The organism is Arthrobacter terricola, from assembly GCF_004354015.1.
GTDB lineage: Bacteria > Actinomycetota > Actinomycetes > Actinomycetales > Micrococcaceae > Arthrobacter > Arthrobacter terricola.
This window is the reverse complement of the sequence record NZ_SMRU01000003.1, coordinates 84,527-110,030: the sequence shown is the minus strand read 5'-3', so window position 1 is coordinate 110,030 and position 25,504 is coordinate 84,527. Positions and strand designations below refer to the sequence as shown.

Genomic DNA, 25,504 nt, shown 5'->3' with positions numbered 1-25,504 from the left:
GTGAAGGCTTCGTGCGGTCTCGCACCTCGCAGCGATTTTGCGGTACACCCTGCGACCATGGGGACCGTAGCGGTCGACGGCGGATACGGACACGGCCATGACCATGTCGATCGCCAGGCTTTCTGCCCAGTCGGGCCTGAAGTACCTGTTCAAGACCACGATGATGGACGACGTGTCGCGCACTCCCCCAGATGCAACCAGGTACTACATGAAGGCCGGGACACCGCAGGGGCGCTGGCTTGGCTCCGGCCTGGACGGCATCAACCGCGCCAGCGGCGACGCCGTCACCGAAACCGACGCCAAAGCCATCTTCGACAGCACGATCCATCCCGATACAGGCGCGCCCCTCGGCCGACCGCACCACCAGCCCGCCGTCGCCCAAAACACCCAAGGACAAATCGCAACGCGTCGGGCCGTCGCCGGTTTCGATCTGACCTTCAGCGTGCCCAAGTCCGTGTCCGTGCTCTGGGCGCTGAGCCCCAGGTCCCTCCAAGACCGAGTCCTTCAAACCCACCACGACGCCGTCAACGCCACCCTTCAATGGCTCGAAGAATCGGTCATCCACACGAGGGCGGGGCGCAACGGCGTTGCCCGGATCGGCACCCGAGGCGTGATCGCCGCCGCGTTCGACCATTGGGAGTCGCGGGCTGGGGACCCGCAGCTGCACACCCACGTGGTCATCGCCAACCGCGTCCAACGCATCACCGACGGCGCCTGGGTCACCCTCGACTCCAGGACCCTCTACAAGGCCGCGGTCGCCGCCAGCGAACACTACAACGGCCTGCTCTTCGACGCCCTCCACCTCCAGCTAGGGACCGACATCGACATCCGCGAACCCGCAGCAGTCACGCACAACCCCGGCGCGCACCTCGCCGGCGTCGACGACGCCCTGATCCGCGAATTCTCCAAACGTTCCCGCCTCATCGAGGCGGAGACCGACCGACTGGTGGCCGAATGGACCAAAGCCCACGGCACTCCCCCTACCGCGACAACCACCATCAAGCTCCGCCAGCAGGCAACCCTTTCCACGCGAACGCCCAAACCCGAGACCGCGCCGCTGCACGAGCTCTCCACACAATGGCGGGCACGGGCCCTCGCCAGAGGTTTCGAACCTCGCCTCGTGCTGGCCAACACCGTGCGACGCGCGCAGGCCACCCCTTTCCGAGGCTGCGACTTCGAAGAGTCCTGGGTCGACGCTGTCGGATCACTGACCCGGGAACGTGTCGCGGCCAAGCGCTCCATTTGGAACCGTTGGAACCTCCTCGCCGAAGCGGAACGCGTCTGCGCCGCGATCCGCTGCCATGCCCCGCAGGACCGCAACGCCCTGATCGACGCCGTCGCCACCGCCGCCGAAAGCCAATCGGTCCCTCTGAACGACTACCGGTACAGCGTCCCCGCGGACGCGCGCCCCGATCTCCGCCTCGGCAAGCAGAGCGTCTTCGACTTCCACGGCTCCCGTCTCTACACGGACGCCACGACCCTCGCCAGCGAGGAGACCATCATGGCCGGAAGGAACGACGACGGCGGCCCCACCATCCGCGCCACCGTTGCGGTGGAGGCACTCGCCGGATACAAACACCACGGCAAATTCGGTCTGCATGAGGACCAGCGGACCGCCGCTGCCGCTGTGCTGCTGAGTGGGAACCGGCTCGACGCCGTCGTCGGACCCGCCGGAACCGGCAAGACCACCACCCTCGGCGCAGTCAAGGCAGCCTGGGAAGCAGAATTCGGGCCCGGCAGCGTCGTCGGACTCGCACCCGCCGCGGCGAGCGCCGAGGTCCTGGGACGGGAACTGTCCATGGTCACCGAAAATGTGGCGAAGTGGCTCTACGAATCCGTTGGCGAGGGAGCCGGCCACCGGGCCGAACGCTTCTTCGCCGCCGAGCAGGGTCTCGGCAACTCCCCCGCTCCAAGCGCCCGGCTAGCGCAGGAGACAACCCGCTTGGCCGCCGAGCAGAACCGATGGCGGTTCCATCCGAAGCAGTTGGTCGTCGTCGACGAAGCCTCCATGGTGTCCACCCTTCAGCTCTCGGCGCTGGTGCACCAGGCCCGGGACGCCGGAGCCAAAGTGCTGTTGGTGGGCGACCCCGGGCAGCTGGACGCCATCGATGCCGGCGGCGTCCTCGGCTGGCTCGACCGGCAAGGCAAAACGAGCCGGCTGAGCACCATCTGGCGGTTCGAACATGTCTGGGAACGAGATGCCTCCCTGAAGCTCCGCCTCGGCGACTTCGCTGCCATCACTGACTACGACCGGCACGAGCGAATCCGGCACGGCGCTTACCTGGACATGGTCGACCAGGCCTATCTGAACTGGCAATCCGACATCCGCGCGGGAAGATCGTCCATCCTCATCGCCGCTGACAACGACACCGTCAGCATGCTCAACGAACGAGCCCAGGCTGACCGCGTGATCCAAAGTCTCGTGGACGCCGAACAGACCGTCCTTCTGGGCGACGGGCTGCGCGCCGGCCAAGGTGACACGGTGATCGCGCGCCGCAACGACCGCACCGTTGCGGACAGCAACGGTGACTTCATCCGCAACGGCACCCTCCTCGACGTCGTACGTGTCGGCAGGCGCGACGGCTCCCTGGTGGCGGTCCGCCGGGACACCGGCGCCACCGTCACCCTGCACCGCGACTATGTCGAGTCCGCGGTCGAACTGGGATACGCGACCACAGCCCACCGCTCCCAGGGCATCACCGTGGACACCGGCCACACCGTCGTCACCCAAGGCCGGCTCACCCGCGAGCTTCTCTACGTCAGCATGACCCGCGGACGCGGCGGCAATTACGCGTACGTCAGCGAGAACGATCCCGGCGATCACGAGCCTGTTGATCCTTCCCAGCAAGAGTCGTGGCAGGAAATCCTGGGCGAAGTGCTCGCGGCCGAAGGTGCCGAACGGACCGCCCACGAAGTTCGCGACGCCGAACGATCCAGCGCCGACAGCCTGGAACGGCTCAGCGCCGAATACGACTATCTGGCGCAAATTGCGGCGGCCGAGGACCTAACCAAGTTCCTTAAGATCTACGCCCCTGGAAGGGCGGAGGAACTGCAACAATCCCCGTCGTGGGGAGCGACCGTGGCAGCCTGGCGCCGATCCACAAGGGTCAGCCTGTCAGGCGCACGACGGATTGTCGTCAAAGCGTTGGAGACAACCGGGTCCGCTAATGACCCCACCGCAATCATCCACTCCCGGCTCCGTCACTTCTTGTCCGAGATGACCGTTGCCGGGCCTGATCCCCTGTCTGAGGTCATCAACACCGCCAGGCCCGACCTTGCCAACACAATCAGCCAGGTACAGAAGCGAATACAACGCCGGGTCGAAAAAGTCACGTTCGAAGCACTCATAAATGACCCCGAATGGAAGCGGAACCTCCGTGAGGCTCTGCGACCGAACGCGAGTGCGGAGGATCTACGCCGCGTGACTAGCGCAGTCGCTGTCTACCGGGACAGATGGGGCATCGACGACTCACCGCTACCACTCGGACCCGTTCCTGCAGACTACGAATGGGAACGGAATTCTCAGACCGTGAGCGTTCAACAACTCATCGAGGCCGCCGGACGCAGGGCAGTCACCAGTCAGCAGCCCGGCATGGGGCTTGACCAGCCGCCCACGCGAGAGGCCAGCCTAATAAATGTCGGCTGGCAGCTTTAAACTGAGCTCGAGCAGGCCAATCGGGCGAGAAGGGAGCACCCGCAATGTCTAGGCCACCGCTCCAAATCGGCACCTGGGGCAAGATCAGCCGAGACGAGGTATCGCCAGGGGTCTGGCGTGCGATGGCCAGATTCCGGGACTTCGACGGCGTCACCCGCAAAGTCGAGGCTCGGGCTGCGGCCACGTCGAAGAATGACAAAGGTGGAAAGGCCGAACGGCTGCTGATCGCTGCGCTCACTGACCGAGCCATGCCCGCAGGCGAAGACATCACGTCAGACACTCGGATCACCAAGCTCGGTCTGATTTGGTGGGCGGAATTTGAGGATGCAGATCGCGCCATCAATACGCGCACTCGGTATAGGGACATCCTGGAAAACTACGTTTCTCCCGGAGTCGGGGGCTTACGAATTCGCGAAGCAACAGTCTCCACTTTGGATCGTTTCCTCAAGACCATGCGCATCAAGCATGGCAACGGTACGGCGAAGCAGTGTAAAACGGTGCTGTCTGGAATGCTCGGCCTCGCGGCGCGCCACGGCGCCCTGGATGGGAACCCCTTGCGGGATGTGGCTACGATCCCGATAAATCACAAGGAAGTCCGGGCGCTAACCGTGACAGAGGTTGGGGCATTACGTGCAGGCCTCAGGCAATGGGAGGCCGACAAGAAGCAGGCGGGCCGATACCCGACCACGGACATCCTCGACGTCATTGACATCATGCTCGCCACTGGCGCGCGCATTGGTGAGGCCTTGGCCCTTCGCTGGAAGGACGTCGATCTAAAATCCGAGAAACCAACAGTCACGGTGAACGGAACGATTGTCTACGTGCCCAAGAAGGGGCTGACCATCCAGGAGCACCCCAAGAGCGCCAATTCCCGGCAAAAGTACTTCCTACCGTCTTTCGCCGTGGAAATGCTCCTGAGACGGCAAATTGGCCAGCTGGAGGCCAATCCGTGGGACGTCGTGTTCCCCTCGGCCGTCGGTTCGCTGCGCGATCCCAACAACTTCCGCAGGCAATGGCGTTCTGCGAGCTTGGATCTTGGATTCCAATGGGTCACCCCGCACACCTTCAGAAAGACCGTTGGAACCCTGCTGGAGGCCTCGTCAGGCGTGGCTGTCGCTTCCGCCCAGCTTGGCCACTCCAGCGAAAACGTGACGAGGAAGCACTACATCCAGAAGACGCATGAGGCACCGGATAACACCTCGTTGCTGGAGGCGTTCGGTAACTAGCTCAAAACGTTTCCGGTGGGTTTCCGGTGGGTGATGACCTTATAACGCAAAAACGAGAGTGCCCCTTCACCGCGTTTCCGCAGGTCAGGGGCACTTTTCGGGTAGGGCTACTCGGACTTGAACCGAGGACCTTAGGATTATGAGTCCCGCGCTCTAACCAGCTGAGCTATAGCCCCGTGTCGGCCGGAAGCACTGCTGTCAGCGCCCGGCCAGAACACTCTAGCAAAACAATTCGCCCACCACGGCCATTGCTCCGCCGCGTGACCGCTAGAGCACCTTGTCCTCGTAGGACGCACCGCGGTAAAGATCCTCGAAGGTCTGCAGGGTCCCTTGGATGCTGTGCGGTTCCACCATGCATCGGCTGGCCTTGCCCATGGTCTCCAGTTCGCCGGCGGGGAGGCGGAAGAGCTCTGTGATCCGTGCGGCGAGTTCGTTGCTGTCGCCGGGAGTGAAGAGATGGCCGTTCTCGCCTTCGTTGACGAGGTGCGGCAGCGCCATGGCGTTGGCGAGGAGCACCGGCGTCGAGGCCGACATCGCCTCGAGGGTCACGAGGGACTGCAGTTCGGCGGTTCCAGGCATGCAGAAGATGTCGGCGCGGATGTACGCCGTGCGCAGGTCCTCATCGCTCGCCAGGCCGACGAACTTGACGCGGTCCCCCAGGCCAAGACGCTTCGCCTGGGCCTCAAGGGAGGGACGGACTTCGCCGCCTCCCACGATTTCCAGGTGCACGTTGAGCTCGGCGGGCGTCTTGGAGATCGCATCGATCAGGACGTCAACGTGCTTTTCTTCGGCGAGCCGGCCGACGAAGAGGACCGTCGGGTAGGGATGGGGTTCAATGACTTCGTCCGGCTTGACCTCGTAGGCCGCGGAGTCGATCCCGTTGGACAAAGGCAGGACCTTGCGAAGGAAGGCGTGCTGGTGCATGGCCTTGGCTGCCAAGGGAGTGGGCGTGGTGACGACGTCGGCCTGGCCCATGACCTTGCCCATGTCCTTCCACGAAATACGGCCGATGATGTTCTTGAACCACTGCGGGAAGGGCAGGAAGGGATTGAGGTTTTCCGGCATGAAGTGGTTGGTGGCCACCACCCGGATGCCGCGCTTCACGGCCTCATACAGGACGTGTTCGCCGATCATGTAATGGCTTTGGATGTGCACGACGTCGGGCTTCACACGGTCGAAGAGCAGCGCGATCTCCTTCTTGATTTCCCAAGGGAAGCAGATCCGGAAGTATTCATGCGTGAACACTGCGTGGGACCTCAGGCGATGCACCGTGGCTTCGTCCCGGAATTCGGTGAAGCTCTTTCCCCGGTCCGCCCTGCAAGCCAGGACGTGGACGTTGTGCCCCCTCGCCGTCATGCCCTTGGCCAGCCGGTACCCGAACTGGGCTGCGCCGTTGACGTGCGGCGGGAACGTATCTGCCGCTATCAGGATGGTAAGGGGTTTGGTGGTTTCGGGAATGGTCACGTGGAGAACTCCTGATTGTCACGGTGCGAACATCGAAAGGCGCTTGGCCCTCCGATGTTTTCGCCGGTTGCCTGCCGCAGGTGTGCGGGCACTGTTGTCGAGCTATTGACCTAGGCCTTCCGGCTGGATGCCGCCTTCGCGTCACGTTTGCGTTTGGTGACTTCGGGATGGTGCCGGCTCAGGGCAATAACCCCCACGATAGCAAGGAGAGCGGCCGCAGCCATGGCGATTGCCAGCACGGCGTGGACATCGGGACGAAGCTCACCCAAAATGGCGATGCCGATCGCGATGCCCACAATCGGGTCAATCACGGTCAGGCCCGCGATGACCAGGTCCGGCGGTCCGCTGGAGTAGGCGCTCTGGACGAACCAGGAACCGAGCCCGCCGGCAGCTGCGATAGCCACCACGGTGTACCACTGGACGTTGAGGAGAAACAGCCCGTTCGGATCCAGCAAGTGCCTGCCGATGATGCGCGTCAACACAGCCACGAAACCGAAGAGCACGCCGGCGCCAAGGATGTACACGAAGGCGTTCATGCGGTGCCGGAACATCGCCGCGAGCGATCCGAACAGTCCCACCGCAAGCGCGAGAAGGAGCACGATGGTTGCTTCGTCTTCGCCGCTCACGTGGTGGTTTTCCTGGGTGGCGTTGACCGCCAGGAGGACGAACAACGCCGAGCCCGTCACGCAGGAGGAGATGGCTACGACTGTCCCCCGGTTGATGGTGAGGCCTTGGTCCTTGGCGTTGACCACGGTGGTAATGACGAGGGCGATGGCGCCGATCGGCTGGACCACGGTCAGGGGTGCCGAGACCAGGGCGATCGCGTTCATGGCCATGCCCAAGCCGAGCAACAAAAGCCCGAGGACCCACCGCGGGTTGCGCAGGAGCCGCAGGAATCCGCGGGAGCTGAGCGCGAGGCCGCCGGTGTCAGCTTTAACGGCGCTCCCTTGGCGTTGGGCACCGATGGCGAGGCAGAAAGCGCCGAGCACGGCGAGAAGTACAGCGAACCACACCATCAGCGACGACCGCCGTCGTGGGCTTTCAGCTCTTTGCCCTTGCGGAGGATCGCCCAGAAGTAGTTGTAGGCGGCCACCCAGTGCCCCAGGAGGCCGAGGCTGAGGCAGCACCAGGCAATAACGAAATAGGTGCCGACGAAGGGAATCGGCAACTTGGAAAGCACCAGGAGCGGCGTGCCGAGGAGTAGGAACGCAGTGCGGATCTTGCCGATCCGGCTCACGGGAAGGTCCGGGTGGCTATGGAAGTAGAAGAGGGAGGCGGTGCCAAGGATCACGTCGGGAACCACCAGCGCGGCGAGGTACCACCAATCCACCACGCCAGCCAAGGCAAGGGTTACGGCAACGGTGATGAGGGCGAGGCGGTCGGCGGCGGGGTCGAGGACGCGGCCCAGCTTGGAAGTCTGGTTGAAGCGCCGGGCCACATAGCCGTCCACCCAGTCGGTCCCGCCCATGATGGCGAGGACAAGCACGGCGAAGCCGTATTCCTTCTCCCACAGGACCAGCCAGACGAAGATCGGAACGCCCATGAAGCGCAGGACGGTCAGGAAATTGGGGACGGTGAAGACGAGATCGTGATCGATTTGCGGTTGTCCCGGGCGGGCGCCTGCGCCGATGAATTTCATCTGTCCCCCTTTCTGCAATCCGCGGCTGATGGTGTCGATAGCCGTCTCGATTACTTCTTGAACAGCTTCCTCAATCCCACGGTCGCCACCGTGGCGGAGGCGGCGAAGAGGAAGATTTCCTTCCAGCGGGCGATGAGCCTTTCGGTGAGGCCGGCCGGGACTTTGGCGGAGAGATCGGCGAACGTCTTGGATGCGAAGCGGCGGCCATCGTCGAGCTTGTGCTCGGCGGCGTCGAGGAGGGCCTTTCCTTGGGTCTTGACGTCTAGTTCGACGTTGAGCTGGTCACGAACACTGGCAAGGTGCTCGCGGCGCTGCTTCAAGCGCCGGAGAAGCTCGGCCTCGCTGGGCGCAGGGGGCTGCTCGGCTTTGCGGGCCGCGTCCTTGGCTGCCTTTTCGGCCTTTGCCATTTGAGCTTTCGCGGCTTTGGCGGCCTGCGCGGCTTTGTACGCGTCCGACGACGGGTCGAGGACGCTGGCGTCGAACGACGATCCTTCCTTGAGGATGCCGAGATCGTGCTTGACGCCACGGACGGTCTGCTCGGGCAGGACGGGCATGGCCTTCTTGAACCCACGGAGGCCGATCAATGAACCAATAAGGACGATCAGGAGGAACGCGGCCGCGACAACAAGCGCCGCCAGCCAGGCAGGCATCACGGTGGCCAGGCCAAGGATGGCTGCGACAACCAAGGCAATGACGAGAAGTCCCACGAAGACCAGCGCGACGCCGACAAACGCACCCGCCACCCCGAGCTGCTTTCCTTTGCCCGCGAGTTCGATCTTGGCCAGGCTGATTTCGTCATTAAGCTGCCTCGGCGCGAGCCTGGCTGCAAGTTTGAGGGTGTCCGGCAATGCCGAAATACCCGGGCGCTGGCCAGCCCGTCCGCTGTGACGTCCACTCATTGGTTCCGCCTCACTGCTTCCTACTTTGCTCTTACCCCGGCATAGTGCCGGGACGAATTACTGCCCACGCGCACCTGTCCACAAAACTACCATTCAGCTTCAGCCTCAACTTCCGGTATAGTCGCGCGGCGCGCCCCTTCGAACCCGATAAATATGATCTTTGGCACCTAGGATTGGTGATCGTGACCACTCCCCCTGCACCGGGCGATTCCCTGAGCCGACGAGAAAAACTCCTTTATATACTGCTCCTTGGGGCGCTTACTGCCTTGGGTCCATTTACGGTAGACCTTTATCTACCGGCATTCCCGGCTTTGGAGCATCATTTCGACGTCCCGGCTGCTGCGATTCAACTCACATTGACCGGCACAACGGTTGGCTTCGCCGTCGGGCAATTGGTAGTGGGGCCTTTCAGTGACAAATTCGGGCGCCGCATGCCTTTGATCCTCGCTACCGCATTGCACATCGGATCCTCGCTGGGCGCCGCCCTTTCCACAGACATCGGAACCCTCGCGTTGTTCCGCGTCCTCATGGGCGTTGGAGCCGCGGGCGGCGGCGTAGTGGCCATGGCCATGGTGCGCGACCTCTTCGCCGGATACGCCATGGTCCGCATGTTCTCCCGTATGTCGCTGGTCAATGGCCTGGCGCCCATCCTCGCGCCCATCATCGGCTCCCAATTGCTGCTGATCATGCCGTGGCCCGGGATCTTCTACTTCCTCACGATCTACGGACTGCTGGTGATCATCGCCGCCGTGTTCCTCATCCGCGAAACGTACCCTGCCGAACTTCGCCGGCAGACGACGTCGACGGCGGGCCAACGCTACAAAGCGGTGTTCGCCGACCGCATCTTCGTCGGCATGCTGCTGGTGGGCGGGTTCAACTTCGGCGGACTATTCGCTTACCTTTCGGCATCGACGTTCCTTTTCCAACAGGTCTACGACTTCTCGCCGCAGGAATACGGCTTGCTCTTCGGCATCAACTCGTTGGGCATCGTGGCCGGCGTCCAGATCAGCTCGAGGGTCATCAAGCGCGTCGCGCCCCAATGGATCATGGCCGTCGCTACCGCGTGGATGTTGCTCATGGCGGCCCTCATCGTCCTGTTCGACATGCTCGACTTCGGACTGTGGGGCATCGTAGTCCCGCTGTGGTTCTACATCCTCGCCACAGGTTTCATGTTCCCTTGCGTCCAGGTCCTCGCCTTGGCCAAGCACAGCGCACAAGCAGGAACCGCGGCATCCCTCCTCGGTGCCTCCAACTTCTTCATGGCCGGCGTCATTCCGCCGATCGTCGGCTGGCTCGGCGTGGGTTCCGCCATCCCCATGGGCGGAGTCCAGGCGGTCTGCCTCGCGTTTGCCGTCGCGGCGTTGTGGCTCGTGGTTCGTCCCCGGTCCGTGCCGTCCATCCACTGATGCAGGATGACGACGGCGGCGCGGGCGCCCGCGGGGACGTGCGGGCGCCCGCAGCAAGTAGGCTCGAGGAATGACGCGCAAACCAAACCGCAACGGCCGGGGACTTTTCATCGGCGCGGTGCTTGGCGCCGTCGTCGGCTTCTTCCTGACGCGGGGCGGAAACCCGCTGTTCGGCGCCCTCCTGGGTGCCGTCGTCGGGGCAGCGCTCCTGTACCGCATCAATCCGGGCCCGTGGAAGCGCGACTGAGCAGGCTGGAGCGCGCGGGATCTGTTGCAGTCCGGTGCCCGGCGATAAAGTTGAGATGTGCCCCGTTGGCAGGAATTACAGCCTCTTCCGACCCCCTGGCAGCGCAAGGATGACGGCATCCTCCCGCTGTGGTGGGACCGCTTGTGCACCGTGACCAGCCCCCAATCTGCGGCCCTCTACGCCGCCGGGCTTTTCACGGAAGACCGCCGCAGGCCGATCGCCCAATGGTTCAATCCAAGCAACGGATCGGCCTTGTTGGTAGCCCCCGAAACGTCACCCGAATGGCCCGTCCAGCGCTTCGGAATCTTCTACGCGCCCCCTGGCGGCGGCTTCACCCGGGTCCATTCCGCGGCCCACGAGTGGCATCCTCGGGATCCTAGAACCCCGCCCACAGAGGACCAGGCGTTCCAGGACGCAGTGGAAGAAGCCGCACGGTTCCTGCAAGTCGAGATGGATTTCGTCTAGGCACCCGGTTCTCGGATATGCGGCATTCGACTTTTGCGGGGTAGAAAAAACGGCAAGCAGCTATTAATGAAAACAAAACAAGCCCCGTACCGGTAAATAACCGATACGGGGCTCATTTGTTATTTGCTCCTCCGACTGGACTTGAACCAGTAACCCTTCGATTAACAGTCGAATGCTCTGCCAATTGAGCTACGGAGGAATGAAGCGGTTATGACTTTAGCAAAGGTTTTGCCACAAGTGAAATCGGCTCGAAAACTGCTGCCCAAAGCCCTCCGCACGGCCTCCCCCGCTATGCTGAAACCGCCCCACGGTCCCCGGAGACACGATGCTCCGACAGCAACGAACGGACGGAAGCATGTCGAAGAACTGGTCCCCCGGGAACAACGTGAAGGAAGTCACAGAAGACGTCTTTTTCGTCGAAGGCCCGGCCGTCAATTGGACCATCCTTCGGAGGAACAAGGAATTCACGCTCGTTGACACGGGATATCCAGGAAACTGGCCGCTCCTCCAATCCAGCATCGAATATCTGGGCCTGTCGATGGAAAACGCCGCTGCGGTGCTCCTGACCCATGGCCATTCGGACCACATTGGCAATGCCGCGAGAATATCCGCCCTGGGCATCCCGGTACTTGCCGACGCCGCCGAACTGCCGAATGTCCGGCGCGAGATCCTGGAACAGGTCGGCGTGAAGGATTTCGGCCTGCGGATACTGCACCCACGGCTGGGAGCCTGGGCCTTCCACGCCGTCAGCGCGGGCGGCTTGTCCGACGTCGCGGTTCCCGGAGTGGAAGCCGTCACCCAGGAGGTCCTGGACGGGCTTCCCGGGCGCCCGCAGCTCATTGCCTGCACTGGACATACGAGCGGACACGCGGCCTTCCTGGTCCCGTCCGCCAAGGCCGTGATTACCGGGGACGCACTCATCACCGGCCACGCCGTCAGCCCGGTACGCGGACCACAGCTGCTCCCTGCGGTGTTCCACTACAAGCCCGCCGAGGCCAAAACCAGCGTGGATGCCTTGAGGAAGCTCGATGTGCGGCATGTCCTGCCCGGCCACGGGCCCCACCTGGAGACCCCCAACGGAATCACGGACCTCGTCTCGGAAGGCAGCTACCCGCCTTTCGGGTGAGCTGGGAGGCCGACGTCCCGGGCCGCGCTGACTCGGCATATCAAAAAATCCCCGCCCTCCTGCAAGGGCGGGGATTTTTCAGTAGCGCTCCTCCGACTGGACTTGAACCAGTAACCCTTCGATTAACAGTCGAATGCTCTGCCAATTGAGCTACGGAGGAATGAAGCGGGTACTAGCCTAACAAAGGCCGGGCAGGAAACGAAATCGGCGCCATCAAGCGTCTCTGAAGAGCCGTTATCCGTCCGCGCGGAGGGCTCGACGCTGCATTTCCAACTCCATGAGTTCCCGGTTGAGCCGTTGGAATTCTTCAGGGAAGGCCGCGGCGTCCAGGCGCTGGAGCTGGCCCATTTTGTCCGCCTTGACCCTGGTGATCTGCAGCTCGAAGAGCCGGGCCAGGATGTCGCGGCAATACCGCTGGAGCGCCTCGGGGGTACTGGCTGGCAGCGGCACCACCGCGAGCTCGGAGACAAGGCCCTGCAGCGGTTCCGGCACCTCCTGGCGAATCCCCTCCACCCACGCGACGGGATCGCCCGCGTGCGCCAGTCCGGCGGCCCGGACAGCGGTGTGCACGGCTGCGTAGGCAGGCGTCGTGAAATGGGACTCCTCGAAGCGCTGCCACGTTTCGTGGTGTACGGTGCCGTCGCCGAGCGAGGCAGGATGCTGGACCACCACTTCCAGGGCCTGGCGCTCCATGGCGGCAACAGGGTCCCTCGGGTCCGGGCGCATGAAAGGGCTGGAAGCGTCCGACGGCGGTGCTGCCGCCTGGCCTGCCGGCGCTCCCGGCCCTGACTGGACTGCCGCCGTCGAGGGTCCCGTTCCCTGGGCACTGGAACCGGACGCCGGCGACGCGCCCGAAGCAGCGCGCTTTGCTGCGAGGCCCACCGCGCGGCTGACCTCCTCGATGGGCATGCCGAGCCACCCTGCCAGCTCACGCACATAGCCGGGGCGGAGTCCGGAATCGCGGATCTGGGCAACAACGGGTGCCCCCTCCCGCAGTGCGGCCACGCGCCCTTCCACGGTGTCCAGGTTGTGCCGTTTGAGCGAGGCGCGAATGGCGAATTCGAACAAGGGCTTGCGGGTGCCGATCAGTTCCCGGACGGCGGCATCGCCCTTGAGCTGGCGGAGTTCACACGGATCCGCCCCGCTGGGTTCCACGGCGACGTAAGTCTGGGCGACGAAGCGCTGATCCTCCTCGAAGGCGCGCAGCGCGGCTTTCTGGCCGGCGGCGTCCCCGTCGAAGGTGAAGATGACCTCTCCCCCGCTGCCGTCGTCGGACAGCAAGCGGCGGGCGACCTTGATGTGGTCCGTACCGAATGCGGTGCCGCACGTAGCCACCGCGGTGCCGACGCCCGCCAAATGGCAGGCCATGACGTCCGTATAGCCCTCCACCACCACAAGCTGGCGGTCCTTGGCGATGTTCCGCTTCGCGACATCAATGCCGTAGAGGACCTGGGACTTCTTGTAGAGCGTCGTCTCGGGAGTGTTCAGGTATTTGGGGCCCTGGTCCTCTTCATAGAGTTTCCGGGCACCGAAGCCGATGGTGTCACCGGCGATGTCCCGGATGGGCCAGATAAGCCGGCCACGGAAACGGTCGTAGATGCCTCTGTTGCCTTCCGAAAACATCCCGGTAAGCCTCAACTCGGCGTCCGTGAAACCACGGCCACGGAGGTGCTTGAGGAGCGAGTCCCAACCCTGCGGCGCATACCCCACGCCGAACTGTTCGGCGGCGGACCGGTCGAAGCCGCGGCCGTGCAGGAAGTTCCGGCCCTCTGCCGCGCCGGCAGTGAGCAACTGGGACCGGAAGTACTCGTCCGCGATCTTGTGCGCGTCCAGGAGCCGTTGCCGCTTGCCGACCTCCTCGCGGTTGGGGCCGGTTCCGCCGTCTTCGTAGCGGAGCTCGTAGCCTATCCTTGCAGCGAGCTTTTCCACCGCTTCATGGAACGAACTGTGATCCATCTTTTGGACGAACGAGATGGCATCGCCGTCTTCGCCGCATCCAAAGCAGTGGTAGCGACCCACTTGCGGACGCACGGTGAACGAAGGCGAACGCTCGTCGTGGAAAGGGCACAGGCCCTTGAAGGTCCCGAGTCCCGCGCCTTTCAGGGTGACGTAACCGTCCACCACTTCCTTGATGTCTGTGCGCTGGCGGACTTCGTCGATATCTTCACGTTTGATCAGTCCAGCCACTCAACCATCTTAGTCTCCGCGGGAGGCAGCCTTCCTCAGCGCGAGCGCCATGGTCGGACACAGCGAGACTGCTTCTTGGGCAGCTTCCTCGTCACGTGGCTCAATCGGGACATCGGTGCGGGCGCGGCCCTGGTACCCACGGGCAACAGGGTAGCCCCAGTCGTCGCGGCCCAGCACTGCCGGGAGCAACTCCGTGCAAAGGCCGCGACCATCGCACCTGGTCCAGTCAATATGGAGGATAGTACCCATGGCTAGTTCCACCTTGCCGACAGGCAGCGTCCCGAGAGGTGTGCCTGGACATCGTCCGAGAACACCTCGAGCGCGCTGGTGACCAACCGTGCGGTACCGTCCGGGTGGCTGCAGGCACCACGGCCCGAAACGAGGGCCGCGAGGCGATCCATTTCGGACGGTAGCCGCGGATCCGGCACTCGTGCCGCGAGCCGTTCGAAAACCGAAGCCATGGCGGGTAGTCCAAACATGCACGGTCCGCATTGCTTGGCGGATTCGCCGGCAAGGTATCGGGCCATGCCCGCGGTCACCTGCAGTCCGCATTGTCCGGCGGCGATCGAATGGATCACGCCGGCGCCAGGCCGGACCACGCGGTGGGCGGGGCCGAACGGAGCGATCAAGTATGGTTCCGGCCGGACCCACCGGCCATGGTAGCCACCCACGAGTACGGCCGAGACGTTGGCAGGGTTGGTTCCGGCGGCCAAGAGCACGTCGGTGAGCACCGCTCCCCCGGGCAGTTCCAGGACGACGTCGTGCTCCGGCGCACCGCCGGACACTGAAGCGAGCCGGGTACCAGGGTCCTCCGGCGTGCCGACTTCGCGGAACCAAGCCGGCCCGTACCTGGCAATCAGGGCAATGTGTGCCAGGGTTTCCACGTTGAGCACTACCGCTGGCTGCCCCTTGAACCCCGTTTCGCTGAGCCGCCCCTGTTTGTCGAACGGGATCGCGGTACCTGTTGCCAAGTAGTTCACAACGGCGCTCGCCTCCCCGGAAATGAAGCCCGGAGGGGCTTCCACGAGCGCTATTCCGGATGAACGCGGGCGCTCGGCGACGGCTCGTTGAACTCCGGGCAGGCTCACGCTGGAAGCGTAGATATACACCTGTGCTGCGGACACAGCCCGGCCCACTGCGAGCAATCCGTCGATCACCAAGTGCGGGGCGTTGGCCAGCAGCGTACGGTCCTTGAAACTCAGCGGTTCGCCTTCGGCCCCGTTCGCAATGACCATAGGAGCCACGGCTCCTTGCCTCCCCGAACGGCTGGCGGACAACGCCTTATGCCACGTCGCGAAGGCAGCGCCGCCGCGTCCCGTCAGTCCGGATGCCTCCAGCATGCCAGGAAGGGACGGGGCGGCGGCCTCGGCATCCAGGGGTCCGAAGGTAGCCAGGTGGGCGGCGATGCCGGCACCCGGACCCGCGGCCATCAGCCGGGAAGGAAGAGGCCGCGTTGCCTTGGGATGGACCTGCTGTTGGGGAGGGCGCGCGGCTTGCTGGTCCACGCCGGCAGGCACGTTCATAGCGGCCTCCCTTCACGGGCCCTGGTGGTTTCGAGGAATGTCGCGGAGAGCCGCCATAACAACGCACCGACAACCACAGCCGCCGACGCAACCGCCAATGCGAGGAACCACGCGCTGCCCGCATCCGTGCCGTTGCCGAGGGCGTGCGCCATCGCCACGGGCCAGGCCGCATACGCGAACCAATGCACAGCTTTGAACACCCTCGGGCCGATTCTCTGGCGCAGGAGGGCCGTCACCACAACAGCGAGCAGAAGGTCGAGAGCTACCGTCCCAAGCCCTTGCCAAAGCGGCCTGTAGGAACCCAGGAAGGGCACCAGGACGTCCACCGGCCGCAACCTGGCGAACGGATCCAACATCAAGGAGCCCACGTGCAAGCCGAGGAACACTGTGGCGAGGAGGGCGATGTTCCTGTGCAGGATGCTGATGGAAAACCTTGGCAGGGTCAACAGGGGCCTGCCGGAACGGTTGACGATGCCCAAAAGGACCGAAGCCGTGAAAAGCGCGAGGGAGATGAATCCACTGGCCCTCCCGAAGGCCCACATCGCCTCATCCATGGCTTTCCACCTCTTCGCGAACGTAGTTCTCCTTCGGCCAACCTCCCGTGGTCACCACGCGTCCTTCCCGGTCGACAAACCGTGCGGGCACCCCTATGGGGCGGAACCAGCCAGGGGCGGCACGGCCGCGAACGACGCCGGCAGTGCTGAACGCGTTGGCTTCGAGGCAACTCGGGGCAGCCACGGTCACCGACCGCCACACGTCCTCCGCGGGTAGTCCGAAGCGCGGATCAAGAATGTGGTGAACGTCCTTTCCGCCGTGCCTCCAGCGCCGTTTTTGCGTGCTCGAGGTTGCTACGGCGAATCCGGGCTCAAGGGAGATTCGCTGGAGCGGATCGGACGGCAAGTCCTGGACCAGGATCTGCCACGCTCCAGGTAACGGTGCCGGGCCGGCCGTGGCGATGTCGCCACCCAAGCTGACGAGGACGCCAGAGCCCAGAAGGGAGTGGACCGTCGCCGCTGCGCGGTCGGCGGCATGAGCTTTCGCGGTGGCCCCCAAATCAAGGCGGAGGTCTGCAGGAACCGTCAGGACATCGCCGTCGACAGTGACCCTGGCCCATCCTGCACCGTTGCGGGAAGGCAGGGAAGCCTCACCACGGTCCAGGTTGAGAGCCCCGCCACTGGTGAGGCTGTCCGGGGACAACCGCACGCTGACGATGTCCCGGTCGTACCCGAGGGCGGTCAAATCCGCGCCAAGGGTCGGATCGACGTCGCCGTCCGTCCAGCGGGCGGCGTCGAGGGCGTGATTCACCAGGGTCAGTAGGGTCGGGCTGACACGTGCCCCGTGGGCCAGGACCGGTTGGAGCCGCATAAGTTCCGAGTCGGCCCGGAAACGGCTGCATGCCTGGTCGATCTCAGCCAGGACGGACCGGACAATGTCTTCAGCTGCCGCGAGGGCACCGGCGTCGGTCACCACTATCGAAGCTTCCAGTCCCCAGACGGTCCAACGTGACTGCGCGCTTCCGCCCGTTTCTTCTCCCATGTCAGGATCCGGAGGAGTTCCCGTGCGTCACTCCGCCGTATCCGGGTTGGACCGGATTCGTCCCGCCGAAGTTCCGGGACCGGCTGAAACCGTTGTACGAGTAGCTGCCGTCACCGGACGTCGACCCGGAATCGCTGGTAGAGGTATTGTCAACCCGCGAAGCGCTGCTCGGCGTCCCCGCGTACAAGGCAGCCGCGACGATCCCGGCGCCGGCAAGGCTCCCTGCTCCCGCCACCGCGGTGATGCCGCTGGCGAGGCGTTTGCCTCTGTTCCGGATACTCATGAACGGCTCCTCTCCATGCGGCGCTTCCCCTGACTTCATGGTGCGCCTTTTTCCTATGTAAACGCTTTGAGTCGGCTATCAATCGTTTACACGTGGAAGGGCGGACGGAAGCGCCGCTGGGTTGGCTTGGACCGCCGTCGGGATCCCGGGGACGGCTACCAGAGCGACGGGAGGCTGCCCACCAACCGCTCGTACATCGCCAGGGCCGAAGCGTCTGTGAGGGACGCCACTTGGTCGATCACGACGCGCAGCCGCGCGCCGTCGTCGTTGGCGTCGCGCCAGTCCGCGGCGAACATCGGTTCAAGGTGCCGGTCGCCGCTCGCGTTGAGCACGGAGACGAGGGCGTGCAGCACTTCCCGCTGGCGCTCGTATACGGGCTGGCGGTGCTCCGTGGAGATCACGAAGGTGGTGGCCAGGCCCTTCATCGCGGCGATCTCGGTGACTGTTTCATCGGGAACCATGAGCTCGGCGCCGTAGCGCGTGAGGCGGTCCGGGCCGAAGCGGGCGCGCGTGGTCTCAAGGGCGCTTTGGCAAAAACGGCCGATCAACTGGCTGGTCATGTCCTTCAGCGCCGCCATGGATTTCCGGCTGCCGTCGGCTTCCCGGACCCACACCTTGGTGGCTTCGAGGCGGGCCAGCGCGGCATCGATCTCGGCCGGATCGTTGTGCGGGAGGTACCACTGCTTCGTGTACCCCACCACGCGGGCCCGGTGGTCCGGGTTGTCGAGCCACTTAAGCTGGAAATGTCCGGCCACGATCGCGTCTTCGACGTCGTGGACCGAGTACGAAATGTCGTCGGCAAGGTCCATGACCTGGGCCTCGATGCACGAGCGGTTGCCGGGGGCGCCGTCCCGCAGCCACGCGAAGACCGGCAGGTCGTCTTCGTAGGCGCCGAACTTGCTGCTCCGGTGTCCGTGGATGACGGGGGCGTCGACGGCGGACCACGGGTACTTCGAGGCTGCGTCCAGGCTCGCGCGGGTCAGGTTCAAACCCGCCGGATGGCCATCGGCCGTAAGGACCTTCGGCTCGAGCCGCGTGAGCAAACGGAGGGTCTGGGCGTTGCCTTCGAAACCGCCGATGGCATGGGCTACCTCATTGAGCGCGGATTCGCCGTTGTGGCCGAAGGGCGGATGGCCAAGATCGTGGCTCAGGCATGCAGTGTCCACGACGTCCGGATCGCATCCCAGGACACGGCCGAGTTCGCGGCCTACCTGGGCGACTTCGAGGCTGTGCGTCAAGCGGGTGCGGACAAAGTCGTCCGTGTCCGGTGCGACCACCTGGGTCTTCGCCCCCAAGCGCCGCAACGCGGAGGAATGCAGGACCCTGGCCCTGTCCCGCTCGAAATCCGATCGGTACGTGCTTTTCCGCGGTTCCTGCACCCAGCGTTCCGAGTCGGTATCCCCATAGCCGGGGATACCCCCGGGGTTTTCGGCAGCCCGTGCCGCGGACATCTCTTTCGTTCCCATCGGTATCTGCCTCCTCCGCTTTACCGGCCCATCGCCGTCATGGCTTCTTGAAGCCAGTCTTGCATGCGCGGCGGTCAGCCGCCGGAAACGTCCAGTTCCGCCGCAGTGATATCCCGGGTCTGTTCCGCGTCCATCTGGCGTGAGAGCAGCCAGTCCTTGGGAAGGGCCGGCTTCTTGGGCGTCCCGGCACGGCCGCGCGGGCCCTCCGAGTCGATGCCCGGGTACGGCAGGTCCGTGTCGAGCTCGGCCAGCAATTCGCGCAACACTTCGAGGGTGGGGACGGTGGCCAGCTTGGCCCGCAATTCGCCGCCGACGGAATACCCCTTGAAGTACCAGGCCATGTGCTTGCGGATCTCGCGGAGCGCCTTGTATTCGTCGTTGCCGAAGGTCTCGATCATGAGTTCCGCGTGACGGTACACACCGTCCGCCACTTCGCGCAGCCCGGGACGGTGGCGCTTTTCGCTGCCTTCGAAAGCGGATTGCAGGTCACCGAAGAGCCACGGCCGGCCTTGGCATCCGCGGCCGACGACGACACCGTCGATCCCGGTTTCACGCACCATGCGGACGGCGTCTTCAGCAGACCAAATATCGCCGTTGCCGAGCACGGGAATGTCCGGTAGCGCTTCACGCAGGCGGGCGATCGCGGACCAATCGGCCTTCCCCGAGTAGAACTGCGCGGCCGTGCGGCCGTGGAGTGCGACGGCGGCAACGCCGGAATCGCGCGCGATCCGGCCGGCGTCGAGATACGTGAGGTGGTCGTCGTCGATGCCTTTGCGCATCTTGATGGTCAAGGGAATGCCGCCCTTGGACGCTTCCTTGACCGCAGTCTGCACGATGGACGTGAAGAGGTCGATCTTCCACGGGAGCGCGGAACCGCCGCCACGCCGGGTCACCTTGGGCACGGGGCAGCCGAAATTGAGGTCGATGTGGTCCGCGCGGTCCTCTTCGACAAGCATGCGGACGCCCTGGCCCACGGTCACGGGGTCCACGCCGTACAACTGCACGGACCTGACTTTCTCGTCGTCGTCATGCGAGATGATCCGGAGGGATTCCGGAGTGCGTTCCACCAGGGCACGGGACGTCACCATCTCCGCGACGTACAGGCCGCCGCCGTATTCACGGCACAAGCGGCGGAACGCCGAGTTGGTGATGCCGGCCATCGGGGCCAGGATCACCGGAGTGTCCACGGTGATGCTGCCCAACTGCAGGGGAGGCAGTTCAAGCTTGGGCGAAGGGGGTGTTGCTACGACAGTCACCCGTCCATTGTCTCAAAGCGGGGCAAATCGGGTGTTCCAGATGGATTTCCGGCAGTCAGAGCAGCCAGCCGTTGTCCTGGGCGATCCGCACGGCCTCGGCACGGGTCCGGCCACCGGTTTTCGCCATGGCCGCGGACAAGTAGTTCCGCACTGTGCCTTCCGAGAGCATCGCGGCCTTCGCGATGTTGGCGACCGTGCCGCCGTCGGACGCTGCCTTGAGCACCTCCGCCTCACGGTCGGTCAACGGACTGTCCCCGGCGGTCAGCGATTCCGCCGCGAGCGCCGGATCCACCACGCGGAGGCCCTGATGGACCTTCCGCACGGCTTCGGCGAGCTGCCGCGCCGGGGTGTCCTTGACCACGAAGCCCGAAGCGCCTGCCAGCATAGCGCGCTTGAGGTATCCCGGCCGCCCGAACGTGGTGACCATGAGAACGCTGCAGGACGGGGCCGCCCGCCGGACGGCGGCGGCCGCGCTGATCCCGTCCAAGCCGGGCATCTCGACGTCGAGCATGGCGACGTCGGCGGAATGCTCTACGACGGCCGCCGCCACCCCGGTTCCATCGCCGAGTTCCGCGACCACCTCGATGTCCGGCTCCAAGCCCAGCAACGCCGCGAGCGCCCCGCGCACCAGGGCCTGGTCGTCGGCAATCACCAATCGAATACTCATACTTCGACCGCCAATCTGAATCCTCCCAGCTCACTCGGGCCGGTGCTGACTGTTCCTCCCGCGGCTCCCGCCCGTTCCCGGATCCCGGCCAGTCCGCTGCCCGGGCGTGCCCCCGACACCGGCCCGACGCCGTCGTCCTCCACCAGGACGCTCGACGGCGTGAACCGGACGCGGCAGTGCGCGGCACCGGAGTGCCGCACCACATTCGTGACGCCTTCGCGCAGCACCCAGCCGAACAGTTCCCGATGCCGTGCAGGGACCTGTTCGACCGTTCCGGGCAATTCGGCGTCGATCCCGGCCGACTCCAACGCGGTCCGGGCGGTTGCGAGTTCCGCGAGGACGTTGACTCCGCGGTATCCCGCCACGGTGGCCCGGACGTCGGCGAGCGCACCCCTCGCGAGGTCCTGCACCGCGGCGATTTCGGCGGACGCCTTGTCCAGATACTCCCAGTCCACGGCGGGATCCGGCGACGCTGCGTCGAGCAACCGCCCGGCCAGTTCGGCCTTGACCGCGATCACCGTCAGCGAGTGCCCCAGGATGTCGTGCATATCACGGGCGACGCGGCTGCGCTCTGCGGCCACCGCGGCATCGGCCAATTCGGTTTGCGCTTCCCGGAGCCGCACCGTCTGGCGGATCAACCGGGCAAAGGTGGACATCATGAGACCGAGGGAAAGGATGATTGCCGGCTGGAAGTAGGCCTGGTCAGCATTGCCTGTCAGCAGTTGCGTGACCAGGGAGGCACCCGCCAGGCCGAGGATGAGGAAGAAGTCCGCCCATCGAGGGAGGGCGGTCATCGCGATCGCGCACGCGAGGAACGTCCACGTCCACAACGCATCTTTTCCGAGCAGGGCAATGATCACCGAGTTCAGCGCCACCAGGATGCCGACTGACGCAATGCCGGTCCGTGTGCCCCGGCGCCAACTGAACTGCGGCAGGAACACATAGGCGGCGAAGAACGCGATAAGGGCCAGCGTCGAGGCCGCCTTCCAGGCTTCCGGTTCGTCAACCGACCACACGAGGCTCCAAGTTGGTCCGGTCCAGAAGAGGATGGAGAACCCTGCCCCGATGAACCAGCCCCGGGGCCCGCGTCCCTCAAGCCCGGGTCTGCCGGTAAAAATGCCGCTGTCCATGGTGCCTACCTTAGTGGCCGATTCAGACGCGCTTCGTGTCGCGGCGGAAAGCCATCGCTGCCCCGGCAACGAAGACCGCGAGCCACAGAACCACGTTGACGATCCACGCCCAGTCGAACTCACCGGTGATGGGGCTCCGGGCCAATTGCCCGATTCCGTAGGCCGGCGTGAACTTCGCGATCTGGCCGAAGGTGTCCCCCATGACCTCGATCGGCATGAACAGCCCGCCCAGCATGGCAAGGATGGCCAAGGCCGGGCCGAGGATCTGCATGACGTTCTGGCTTGGCATGAGGTACCCGACGAACAGGCCGAGGGCAGCGAAAACCAGGGACCCCAGCCAGGCGACGAGACCGGCCGTCAGCCAGGTCTGGACATCCATCGTGACTCCGGCCATGGCACCGATGGTGAACTGGGCAATGACGGCCACCAAGGACAGTGTCAGCGCGGCCAATGCCTTCACCGCGATGTACGCCCCCGGCATGAGTGGCGTGAGCCGAAGCTGGCGGCTCCAGCCTTGTGCGCGTTCAACGGCCACTTGGCTTCCAGCACCAGTGGCCGCCGTCATGGCTGCGTACACCGTCAGGCTGATCAGGATGTACTGGCCGTACGTGTGTCCGTTCGGCAGGTGGTGGTCTTTGTTGGACAGGCCGAAAATGAAGAAGAAGACAGCTGGCATGAACAAGGTGAAAATGATGGTCCGGCGGTTCCGGAGCATCCGTTTGATTTCGATCCACAGGAACGTGCGGTTGACTCCGCCGCGGGAGGGAGCCCGGTCCTGGATGATTGCCGTCGTGCTCATACGAGGTCTCCTTCGAAAGTGTTCGTGGTGGTGTCCGTCAAGGCTTCGTCTCCGGTGAGGGCAACGAAGGCTTCTTCCAGGTTGTTGGCGGCAACCTCGATGTCGTGGGCCCCCGTGGTGTTGAGGAGGAAGCGCACGACGGCGTCCGAGTCGCCCGTCCGGACGGTGAGGCGTCCGGCGTCGTACTCCACGCTTTCCGCCGGCGGCATTCCGCCCAGCAGTGCACGGTCCGACGGCGGCAAGGAGGCCTTGACGGTCCGACCGGCGGCGAGGTTCTTGATCTGCGCCGCGGTGCCGTCGGCGACGATGCGCCCTTGCCGGACCAGGACAATCCTGTCGGCGTAGGCATCGGCCTCTTCAAGGTAGTGGGTAGCGAAGATGACGGTGCGTCCCCGAAGGGCGTCAGCCCTGATGGCCGACCAGAAATCGCGCCTGCCTGCGACGTCCATGCCGGTGGTGGGCTCGTCGAGGATGAGGAGGCCGGGGTCGGAGACGAGGGCCATGGCGAAGCGCAGCCGTTGTTGCTGGCCGCCGGAGCACTTTTCCACCTGCCGGTCCGCGATCTCCAAGATGCCGGCCCGGGCAAGGACTTCGTCAACAGGCCGGGCAGAATCGAACATCGCGGCGGTAAGTTGAACGGTCTCGCGGACGCTGATATCCCGCAGCAGCCCGCCGGTCTGCATGACGGCTGCCACCTGGCCGCGCGCGATGGCTCCGCGGGGTGAATGGCCGAAAATGGAAACGCTTCCCTGGTCCGGGGCACTCAGGCCCAGGATCATGTCGATCGTAGTGGTCTTGCCTGCGCCGTTAGGCCCCAGGAAGGCCACCACTTCCCCCGGTCGCACGGTCAGGTCCAGGCCGCGGACTGCGTGGACTTTCCCGAAGCTCTTGTGAAGTCCGGCCGCGTGGACGGCCGGCACACTCATTGTTGTCATGACGCTCCTTGGCTGATGGTTTGCTCCACTACCCATCAAAGCTGCTTTCCCGGTCCGGCACCCGGGTCGCGTGTCACCAATGCGGGATGACAAATGTCATGACCGGTGTTCGGGCGGGCGGGTTACTGCCGGCGCTCGGCTTCCCGGCGTGCCCTCCTGGTCATAACGACGGCGGCAAGCTCACCGGTGTCGAACGACTCGAAGGCGTCCGCCGACCGGGGTGAGGTTTCGAGCTCGCGGAACGGGCCGTCGTCGGGCGCTTCCGTAGCCGCCCGGGAATCGGCGGCGGCCAGTCGCCGTCGTCCTGTCGCCTTGACCACGAGCACGGCAATCAAAGTCGTGACAGGGATGGCCAGGACAAGTCCGATGGAACCCACCAAAGTCCGTACGACTTCCTCGGACAGCTCGGCACTCGTCAAGGCCTCCACCAGGGGCCGGTCATACAGCATGACGATGATGAGGATGGGCAGGGCGGCTCCCGCGTAGGCGAAAGCGATGGTGTAGACCGTGGAGGCGATATGGTCGCGGCCAATCCGCATCGCCGAGGTGAACAGTTTGCGCGCGCCCGTTTCGGGTGCCAGTTCGTAAAGTTCCCAGACGGCCGAGGCCTGGGTGATCGTGACATCGTTCAGGACGCCGAGCCCGGAGATGATAAGTCCGCACAGGATGATGCCTGAAAGGGAGATCTTGTCCGACATGTTCACGAGCGTGGCACCCTCGCCGGTTCCGATCCCCGTCAGGTTGGCCGCGTCAGTTGCCCAGGCCGCCAGGAGCGCCGTAATGCCAAGACCGAAAATGGTGCCCAGCAACGCCGTGGAGGTCCTGGCCGAGAAGCCGTGGGCGAAGTAGAGGACGCCCATCATGATCGCAGTGGAGCCGACCAACGCCACGAGCAACGGCGGCTTGCCTTCCACTAGTCCCGGAAGCATGAAGCTCACCAAGACCACGTATGCCCCCGCGAGGCCCAGCAACGCCCGGAAGCCGCGCCAGCGAGCGACCGCGATCACCACCACGGCGTAAAGGATCGCCAGGAGCGCCATGGGAACGCTCCGGACGAAATCCAGGAAAACGTACGACGGCGAGCCGTTGCCCGCCGTCGCGCCCTGCACGCCGGTGAGGTTCAAGTAGCGGATGCTGTCCCCCACCTTGACGCCGTGGGATTTGGCGACATCCGGGTTGATGACCACTTTGACGGGGCTGCCGCCCTTGTCCGGCTGCGTGGACGCGAACGTGCATTGCGAACCTTGTTGCTGCTGGCCGCTGGGGTCCTGGCCTGTCCCCGCGGGCGGGACGCCCTGGGTGCAGTTCTCCTGGGTGACGGCCTGGATCTTGCCAGTATCGAAAGTCACCCCCGGCGCCGCCTGGTATGGGCTCGCGAAGGAAATGCCTTCCTTGCTCCCGCTCGGCCACATGAGGAACATTGCTACGGCCGTGAGCACTGCCAGCGGCGCCAAGACCGCCACAAGGAGCCAATTTGCCCGCTTGCGTGCCGCAAGCGCTTGCGGGCCAGGCTCCGGATTATCGGCGTCGGCGTGGGAATGACCGTGACCCATCAGTAGGAAGACCTCATGCCTACAACCCTACTTGGAGCAGCA

General features: G+C 64.7%; 23 protein-coding genes and 3 tRNA genes. 6 read left to right on the top strand and 20 right to left on the bottom strand.

Features of this window, described 5'->3' with window-relative positions; translation table 11 throughout:
- Positions 1–97: 97 nt before the first annotated feature.
- Both mobF and E1809_RS03460 read left to right on the top strand, forming a co-directional pair.
- Positions 98–3,655 (top strand): MobF family relaxase, encoded by a 3,558-nt coding sequence (gene mobF / locus E1809_RS03465; protein WP_133202835.1) that lies wholly within the window; start codon positions 98–100, stop codon positions 3,653–3,655.
- Positions 3,656–3,699: 44 nt separating this feature from the next.
- Positions 3,700–4,881 carry a tyrosine-type recombinase/integrase gene (locus E1809_RS03460; protein WP_133202834.1) on the top strand — a complete coding sequence of 394 codons (1,182 nt, stop codon included), beginning with the start codon at positions 3,700–3,702 and terminating at the stop codon, positions 4,879–4,881.
- 102 nt (positions 4,882–4,983) lie between these two features.
- Here E1809_RS03460 and E1809_RS03455 read toward each other — a convergent pair.
- From E1809_RS03455 to E1809_RS03435, 5 genes are all read right to left on the bottom strand, one after another.
- Positions 4,984–5,057 (bottom strand) — tRNA-Ile (locus tag E1809_RS03455).
- A 91-nt stretch (positions 5,058–5,148) separates the two neighbouring features.
- The gene (locus tag E1809_RS03450) at positions 5,149–6,345 is read right to left on the bottom strand and encodes a glycosyltransferase (protein WP_133202833.1); all 1,197 of its coding nucleotides are present in this window, start codon (positions 6,343–6,345) and stop codon (positions 5,149–5,151) included.
- 110 nt (positions 6,346–6,455) lie between these two features.
- Positions 6,456–7,361 carry a DMT family transporter gene (locus E1809_RS03445; RefSeq protein ID WP_133202832.1) on the bottom strand — a complete coding sequence of 302 codons (906 nt, stop codon included), beginning with the start codon at positions 7,359–7,361 and terminating at the stop codon, positions 6,456–6,458.
- Entirely contained in the window at positions 7,361–7,984 is a 624-nt protein-coding gene (locus E1809_RS03440; RefSeq protein WP_133202831.1) for a CDP-alcohol phosphatidyltransferase family protein, read from the bottom strand. Before E1809_RS03440 ends, E1809_RS03445 begins: the two co-directional genes overlap by 1 nt.
- A gap of 50 nt (positions 7,985–8,034) precedes the next feature.
- Positions 8,035–8,883: a phage holin family protein gene (locus E1809_RS03435; RefSeq protein ID WP_133202830.1), complete on the bottom strand. Its 849-nt coding sequence runs from the start codon at positions 8,881–8,883 to the stop codon at positions 8,035–8,037.
- Positions 8,884–9,059: 176 nt separating this feature from the next.
- Here E1809_RS03435 and E1809_RS03430 point away from each other — a divergent pair, with 176 nt between their 5' ends.
- The 3 genes from E1809_RS03430 (at position 9,060) to E1809_RS03425 (ending at position 11,001) form a co-directional block, all read left to right on the top strand.
- The gene (locus E1809_RS03430; RefSeq protein WP_133202829.1) at positions 9,060–10,289 is read left to right on the top strand and encodes a multidrug effflux MFS transporter; all 1,230 of its coding nucleotides are present in this window, start codon (positions 9,060–9,062) and stop codon (positions 10,287–10,289) included.
- 70 nt (positions 10,290–10,359) lie between these two features.
- Positions 10,360–10,536, top strand: a complete 177-nt coding sequence (locus E1809_RS26540; RefSeq protein WP_165962195.1) for a co-chaperone DjlA — start codon at positions 10,360–10,362, stop codon at positions 10,534–10,536.
- A 57-nt stretch (positions 10,537–10,593) separates the two neighbouring features.
- Positions 10,594–11,001, top strand: coding sequence for a hypothetical protein (locus E1809_RS03425; protein WP_133202828.1), 408 nt, complete (start codon positions 10,594–10,596; stop codon positions 10,999–11,001).
- A gap of 126 nt (positions 11,002–11,127) precedes the next feature.
- Here the strand turns inward: E1809_RS03425 and E1809_RS03420 are convergent.
- Positions 11,128–11,200, bottom strand: a tRNA-Asn gene (locus E1809_RS03420).
- A 156-nt stretch (positions 11,201–11,356) separates the two neighbouring features.
- On the opposite strand from E1809_RS03420, the gene E1809_RS03415 reads away from it, so the two are divergent.
- Positions 11,357–12,127, top strand: a complete 771-nt coding sequence (locus tag E1809_RS03415) for an MBL fold metallo-hydrolase (protein WP_165962194.1) — start codon at positions 11,357–11,359, stop codon at positions 12,125–12,127.
- 87 nt (positions 12,128–12,214) lie between these two features.
- Here the strand turns inward: E1809_RS03415 and E1809_RS03410 are convergent.
- The 14 genes from E1809_RS03410 to E1809_RS03345 form a co-directional block, all read right to left on the bottom strand.
- Positions 12,215–12,287: transfer RNA gene (locus tag E1809_RS03410), tRNA-Asn, on the bottom strand.
- 74 nt (positions 12,288–12,361) lie between these two features.
- Positions 12,362–14,314, bottom strand: coding sequence for a DNA primase (gene dnaG / locus E1809_RS03405; protein ID WP_133202826.1), 1,953 nt, complete (start codon positions 14,312–14,314; stop codon positions 12,362–12,364).
- 9 nt (positions 14,315–14,323) lie between these two features.
- Positions 14,324–14,563, bottom strand: a complete 240-nt coding sequence (locus E1809_RS03400; protein ID WP_133202825.1) for a ferredoxin — start codon at positions 14,561–14,563, stop codon at positions 14,324–14,326.
- Between the two features lie 2 nt (positions 14,564–14,565).
- Complete coding sequence (locus tag E1809_RS03395; RefSeq protein ID WP_133202824.1) at positions 14,566–15,837, bottom strand: NADH-ubiquinone oxidoreductase-F iron-sulfur binding region domain-containing protein; 1,272 nt, start codon at positions 15,835–15,837, stop codon at positions 14,566–14,568.
- Positions 15,834–16,391, bottom strand: a complete 558-nt coding sequence (locus E1809_RS03390) for a ferric reductase-like transmembrane domain-containing protein (protein WP_235835412.1) — start codon at positions 16,389–16,391, stop codon at positions 15,834–15,836. The genes E1809_RS03395 and E1809_RS03390 overlap by 4 nt, the downstream gene beginning before the upstream one ends.
- Positions 16,384–17,373 (bottom strand): FAD:protein FMN transferase, encoded by a 990-nt coding sequence (locus tag E1809_RS03385; RefSeq protein WP_133202823.1) that lies wholly within the window; start codon positions 17,371–17,373, stop codon positions 16,384–16,386. The genes E1809_RS03390 and E1809_RS03385 overlap by 8 nt, the downstream gene beginning before the upstream one ends.
- Before the next feature lies 1 nt (position 17,374).
- A complete protein-coding gene (locus E1809_RS03380) occupies positions 17,375–17,656 on the bottom strand; it encodes a hypothetical protein (protein WP_133202822.1) in 282 nt (93 codons plus the stop codon).
- 155 nt (positions 17,657–17,811) lie between these two features.
- On the bottom strand, positions 17,812–19,122 hold the full coding sequence (locus E1809_RS03375; protein ID WP_235835411.1) for a deoxyguanosinetriphosphate triphosphohydrolase: 1,311 nt from the start codon (positions 19,120–19,122) through the stop codon (positions 17,812–17,814).
- 74 nt (positions 19,123–19,196) lie between these two features.
- On the bottom strand, positions 19,197–20,378 hold the full coding sequence (gene dusB, locus E1809_RS03370) for a tRNA dihydrouridine synthase DusB (protein WP_133202821.1): 1,182 nt from the start codon (positions 20,376–20,378) through the stop codon (positions 19,197–19,199).
- Between the two features lie 55 nt (positions 20,379–20,433).
- Complete coding sequence (locus tag E1809_RS03365; protein ID WP_133202820.1) at positions 20,434–21,045, bottom strand: response regulator transcription factor; 612 nt, start codon at positions 21,043–21,045, stop codon at positions 20,434–20,436.
- Entirely contained in the window at positions 21,042–22,175 is a 1,134-nt protein-coding gene (locus E1809_RS03360) for a sensor histidine kinase (protein ID WP_133202819.1), read from the bottom strand. The genes E1809_RS03365 and E1809_RS03360 overlap by 4 nt, the downstream gene beginning before the upstream one ends.
- Before the next feature lie 22 nt (positions 22,176–22,197).
- Positions 22,198–22,974 (bottom strand): ABC transporter permease, encoded by a 777-nt coding sequence (locus E1809_RS03355; protein WP_133202818.1) that lies wholly within the window; start codon positions 22,972–22,974, stop codon positions 22,198–22,200.
- Positions 22,971–23,909 (bottom strand): ABC transporter ATP-binding protein, encoded by a 939-nt coding sequence (locus E1809_RS03350; protein ID WP_133202817.1) that lies wholly within the window; start codon positions 23,907–23,909, stop codon positions 22,971–22,973. The genes E1809_RS03355 and E1809_RS03350 overlap by 4 nt, the downstream gene beginning before the upstream one ends.
- A 122-nt stretch (positions 23,910–24,031) precedes the next feature.
- Entirely contained in the window at positions 24,032–25,462 is a 1,431-nt protein-coding gene (locus E1809_RS03345) for a YibE/F family protein (RefSeq protein WP_133202816.1), read from the bottom strand.
- Positions 25,463–25,504: the final 42 nt, after the last annotated feature.

What these genes read in the sequence shown, in the direction of transcription:
- E1809_RS03385 (WP_133202823.1), bottom strand. Translation starts at nt 17,373, where the DNA reads ATGGGAGAAGAAACGGGCGGAAGCGCGCAGTCACGTTGGACCGTCTGG.
- E1809_RS03380 (WP_133202822.1), bottom strand. Translation starts at nt 17,656, where the DNA reads ATGAGTATCCGGAACAGAGGCAAACGCCTCGCCAGCGGCATCACCGCG.
- E1809_RS03345 (WP_133202816.1), bottom strand. Translation starts at nt 25,462, where the DNA reads ATGGGTCACGGTCATTCCCACGCCGACGCCGATAATCCGGAGCCTGGC.
- E1809_RS03415 (WP_165962194.1), top strand. Translation starts at nt 11,357, where the DNA reads ATGTCGAAGAACTGGTCCCCCGGGAACAACGTGAAGGAAGTCACAGAA.
- E1809_RS03350 (WP_133202817.1), bottom strand. Translation starts at nt 23,909, where the DNA reads ATGACAACAATGAGTGTGCCGGCCGTCCACGCGGCCGGACTTCACAAG.
- E1809_RS03355 (WP_133202818.1), bottom strand. Translation starts at nt 22,974, where the DNA reads ATGAGCACGACGGCAATCATCCAGGACCGGGCTCCCTCCCGCGGCGGA.
- E1809_RS03395 (WP_133202824.1), bottom strand. Translation starts at nt 15,837, where the DNA reads ATGAACGTGCCTGCCGGCGTGGACCAGCAAGCCGCGCGCCCTCCCCAA.
- E1809_RS03365 (WP_133202820.1), bottom strand. Translation starts at nt 21,045, where the DNA reads ATGAGTATTCGATTGGTGATTGCCGACGACCAGGCCCTGGTGCGCGGG.
- E1809_RS03435 (WP_133202830.1), bottom strand. Translation starts at nt 8,883, where the DNA reads ATGAGTGGACGTCACAGCGGACGGGCTGGCCAGCGCCCGGGTATTTCG.
- E1809_RS03375 (WP_235835411.1), bottom strand. Translation starts at nt 19,122, where the DNA reads ATGGGAACGAAAGAGATGTCCGCGGCACGGGCTGCCGAAAACCCCGGG.
- E1809_RS26540 (WP_165962195.1), top strand. Translation starts at nt 10,360, where the DNA reads ATGACGCGCAAACCAAACCGCAACGGCCGGGGACTTTTCATCGGCGCG.
- E1809_RS03440 (WP_133202831.1), bottom strand. Translation starts at nt 7,984, where the DNA reads ATGAAATTCATCGGCGCAGGCGCCCGCCCGGGACAACCGCAAATCGAT.
- E1809_RS03390 (WP_235835412.1), bottom strand. Translation starts at nt 16,391, where the DNA reads ATGGATGAGGCGATGTGGGCCTTCGGGAGGGCCAGTGGATTCATCTCC.
- E1809_RS03360 (WP_133202819.1), bottom strand. Translation starts at nt 22,175, where the DNA reads ATGGACAGCGGCATTTTTACCGGCAGACCCGGGCTTGAGGGACGCGGG.
- mobF (WP_133202835.1), top strand. Translation starts at nt 98, where the DNA reads ATGACCATGTCGATCGCCAGGCTTTCTGCCCAGTCGGGCCTGAAGTAC.
- E1809_RS03460 (WP_133202834.1), top strand. Translation starts at nt 3,700, where the DNA reads ATGTCTAGGCCACCGCTCCAAATCGGCACCTGGGGCAAGATCAGCCGA.
- E1809_RS03400 (WP_133202825.1), bottom strand. Translation starts at nt 14,563, where the DNA reads ATGGGTACTATCCTCCATATTGACTGGACCAGGTGCGATGGTCGCGGC.
- E1809_RS03445 (WP_133202832.1), bottom strand. Translation starts at nt 7,361, where the DNA reads ATGGTGTGGTTCGCTGTACTTCTCGCCGTGCTCGGCGCTTTCTGCCTC.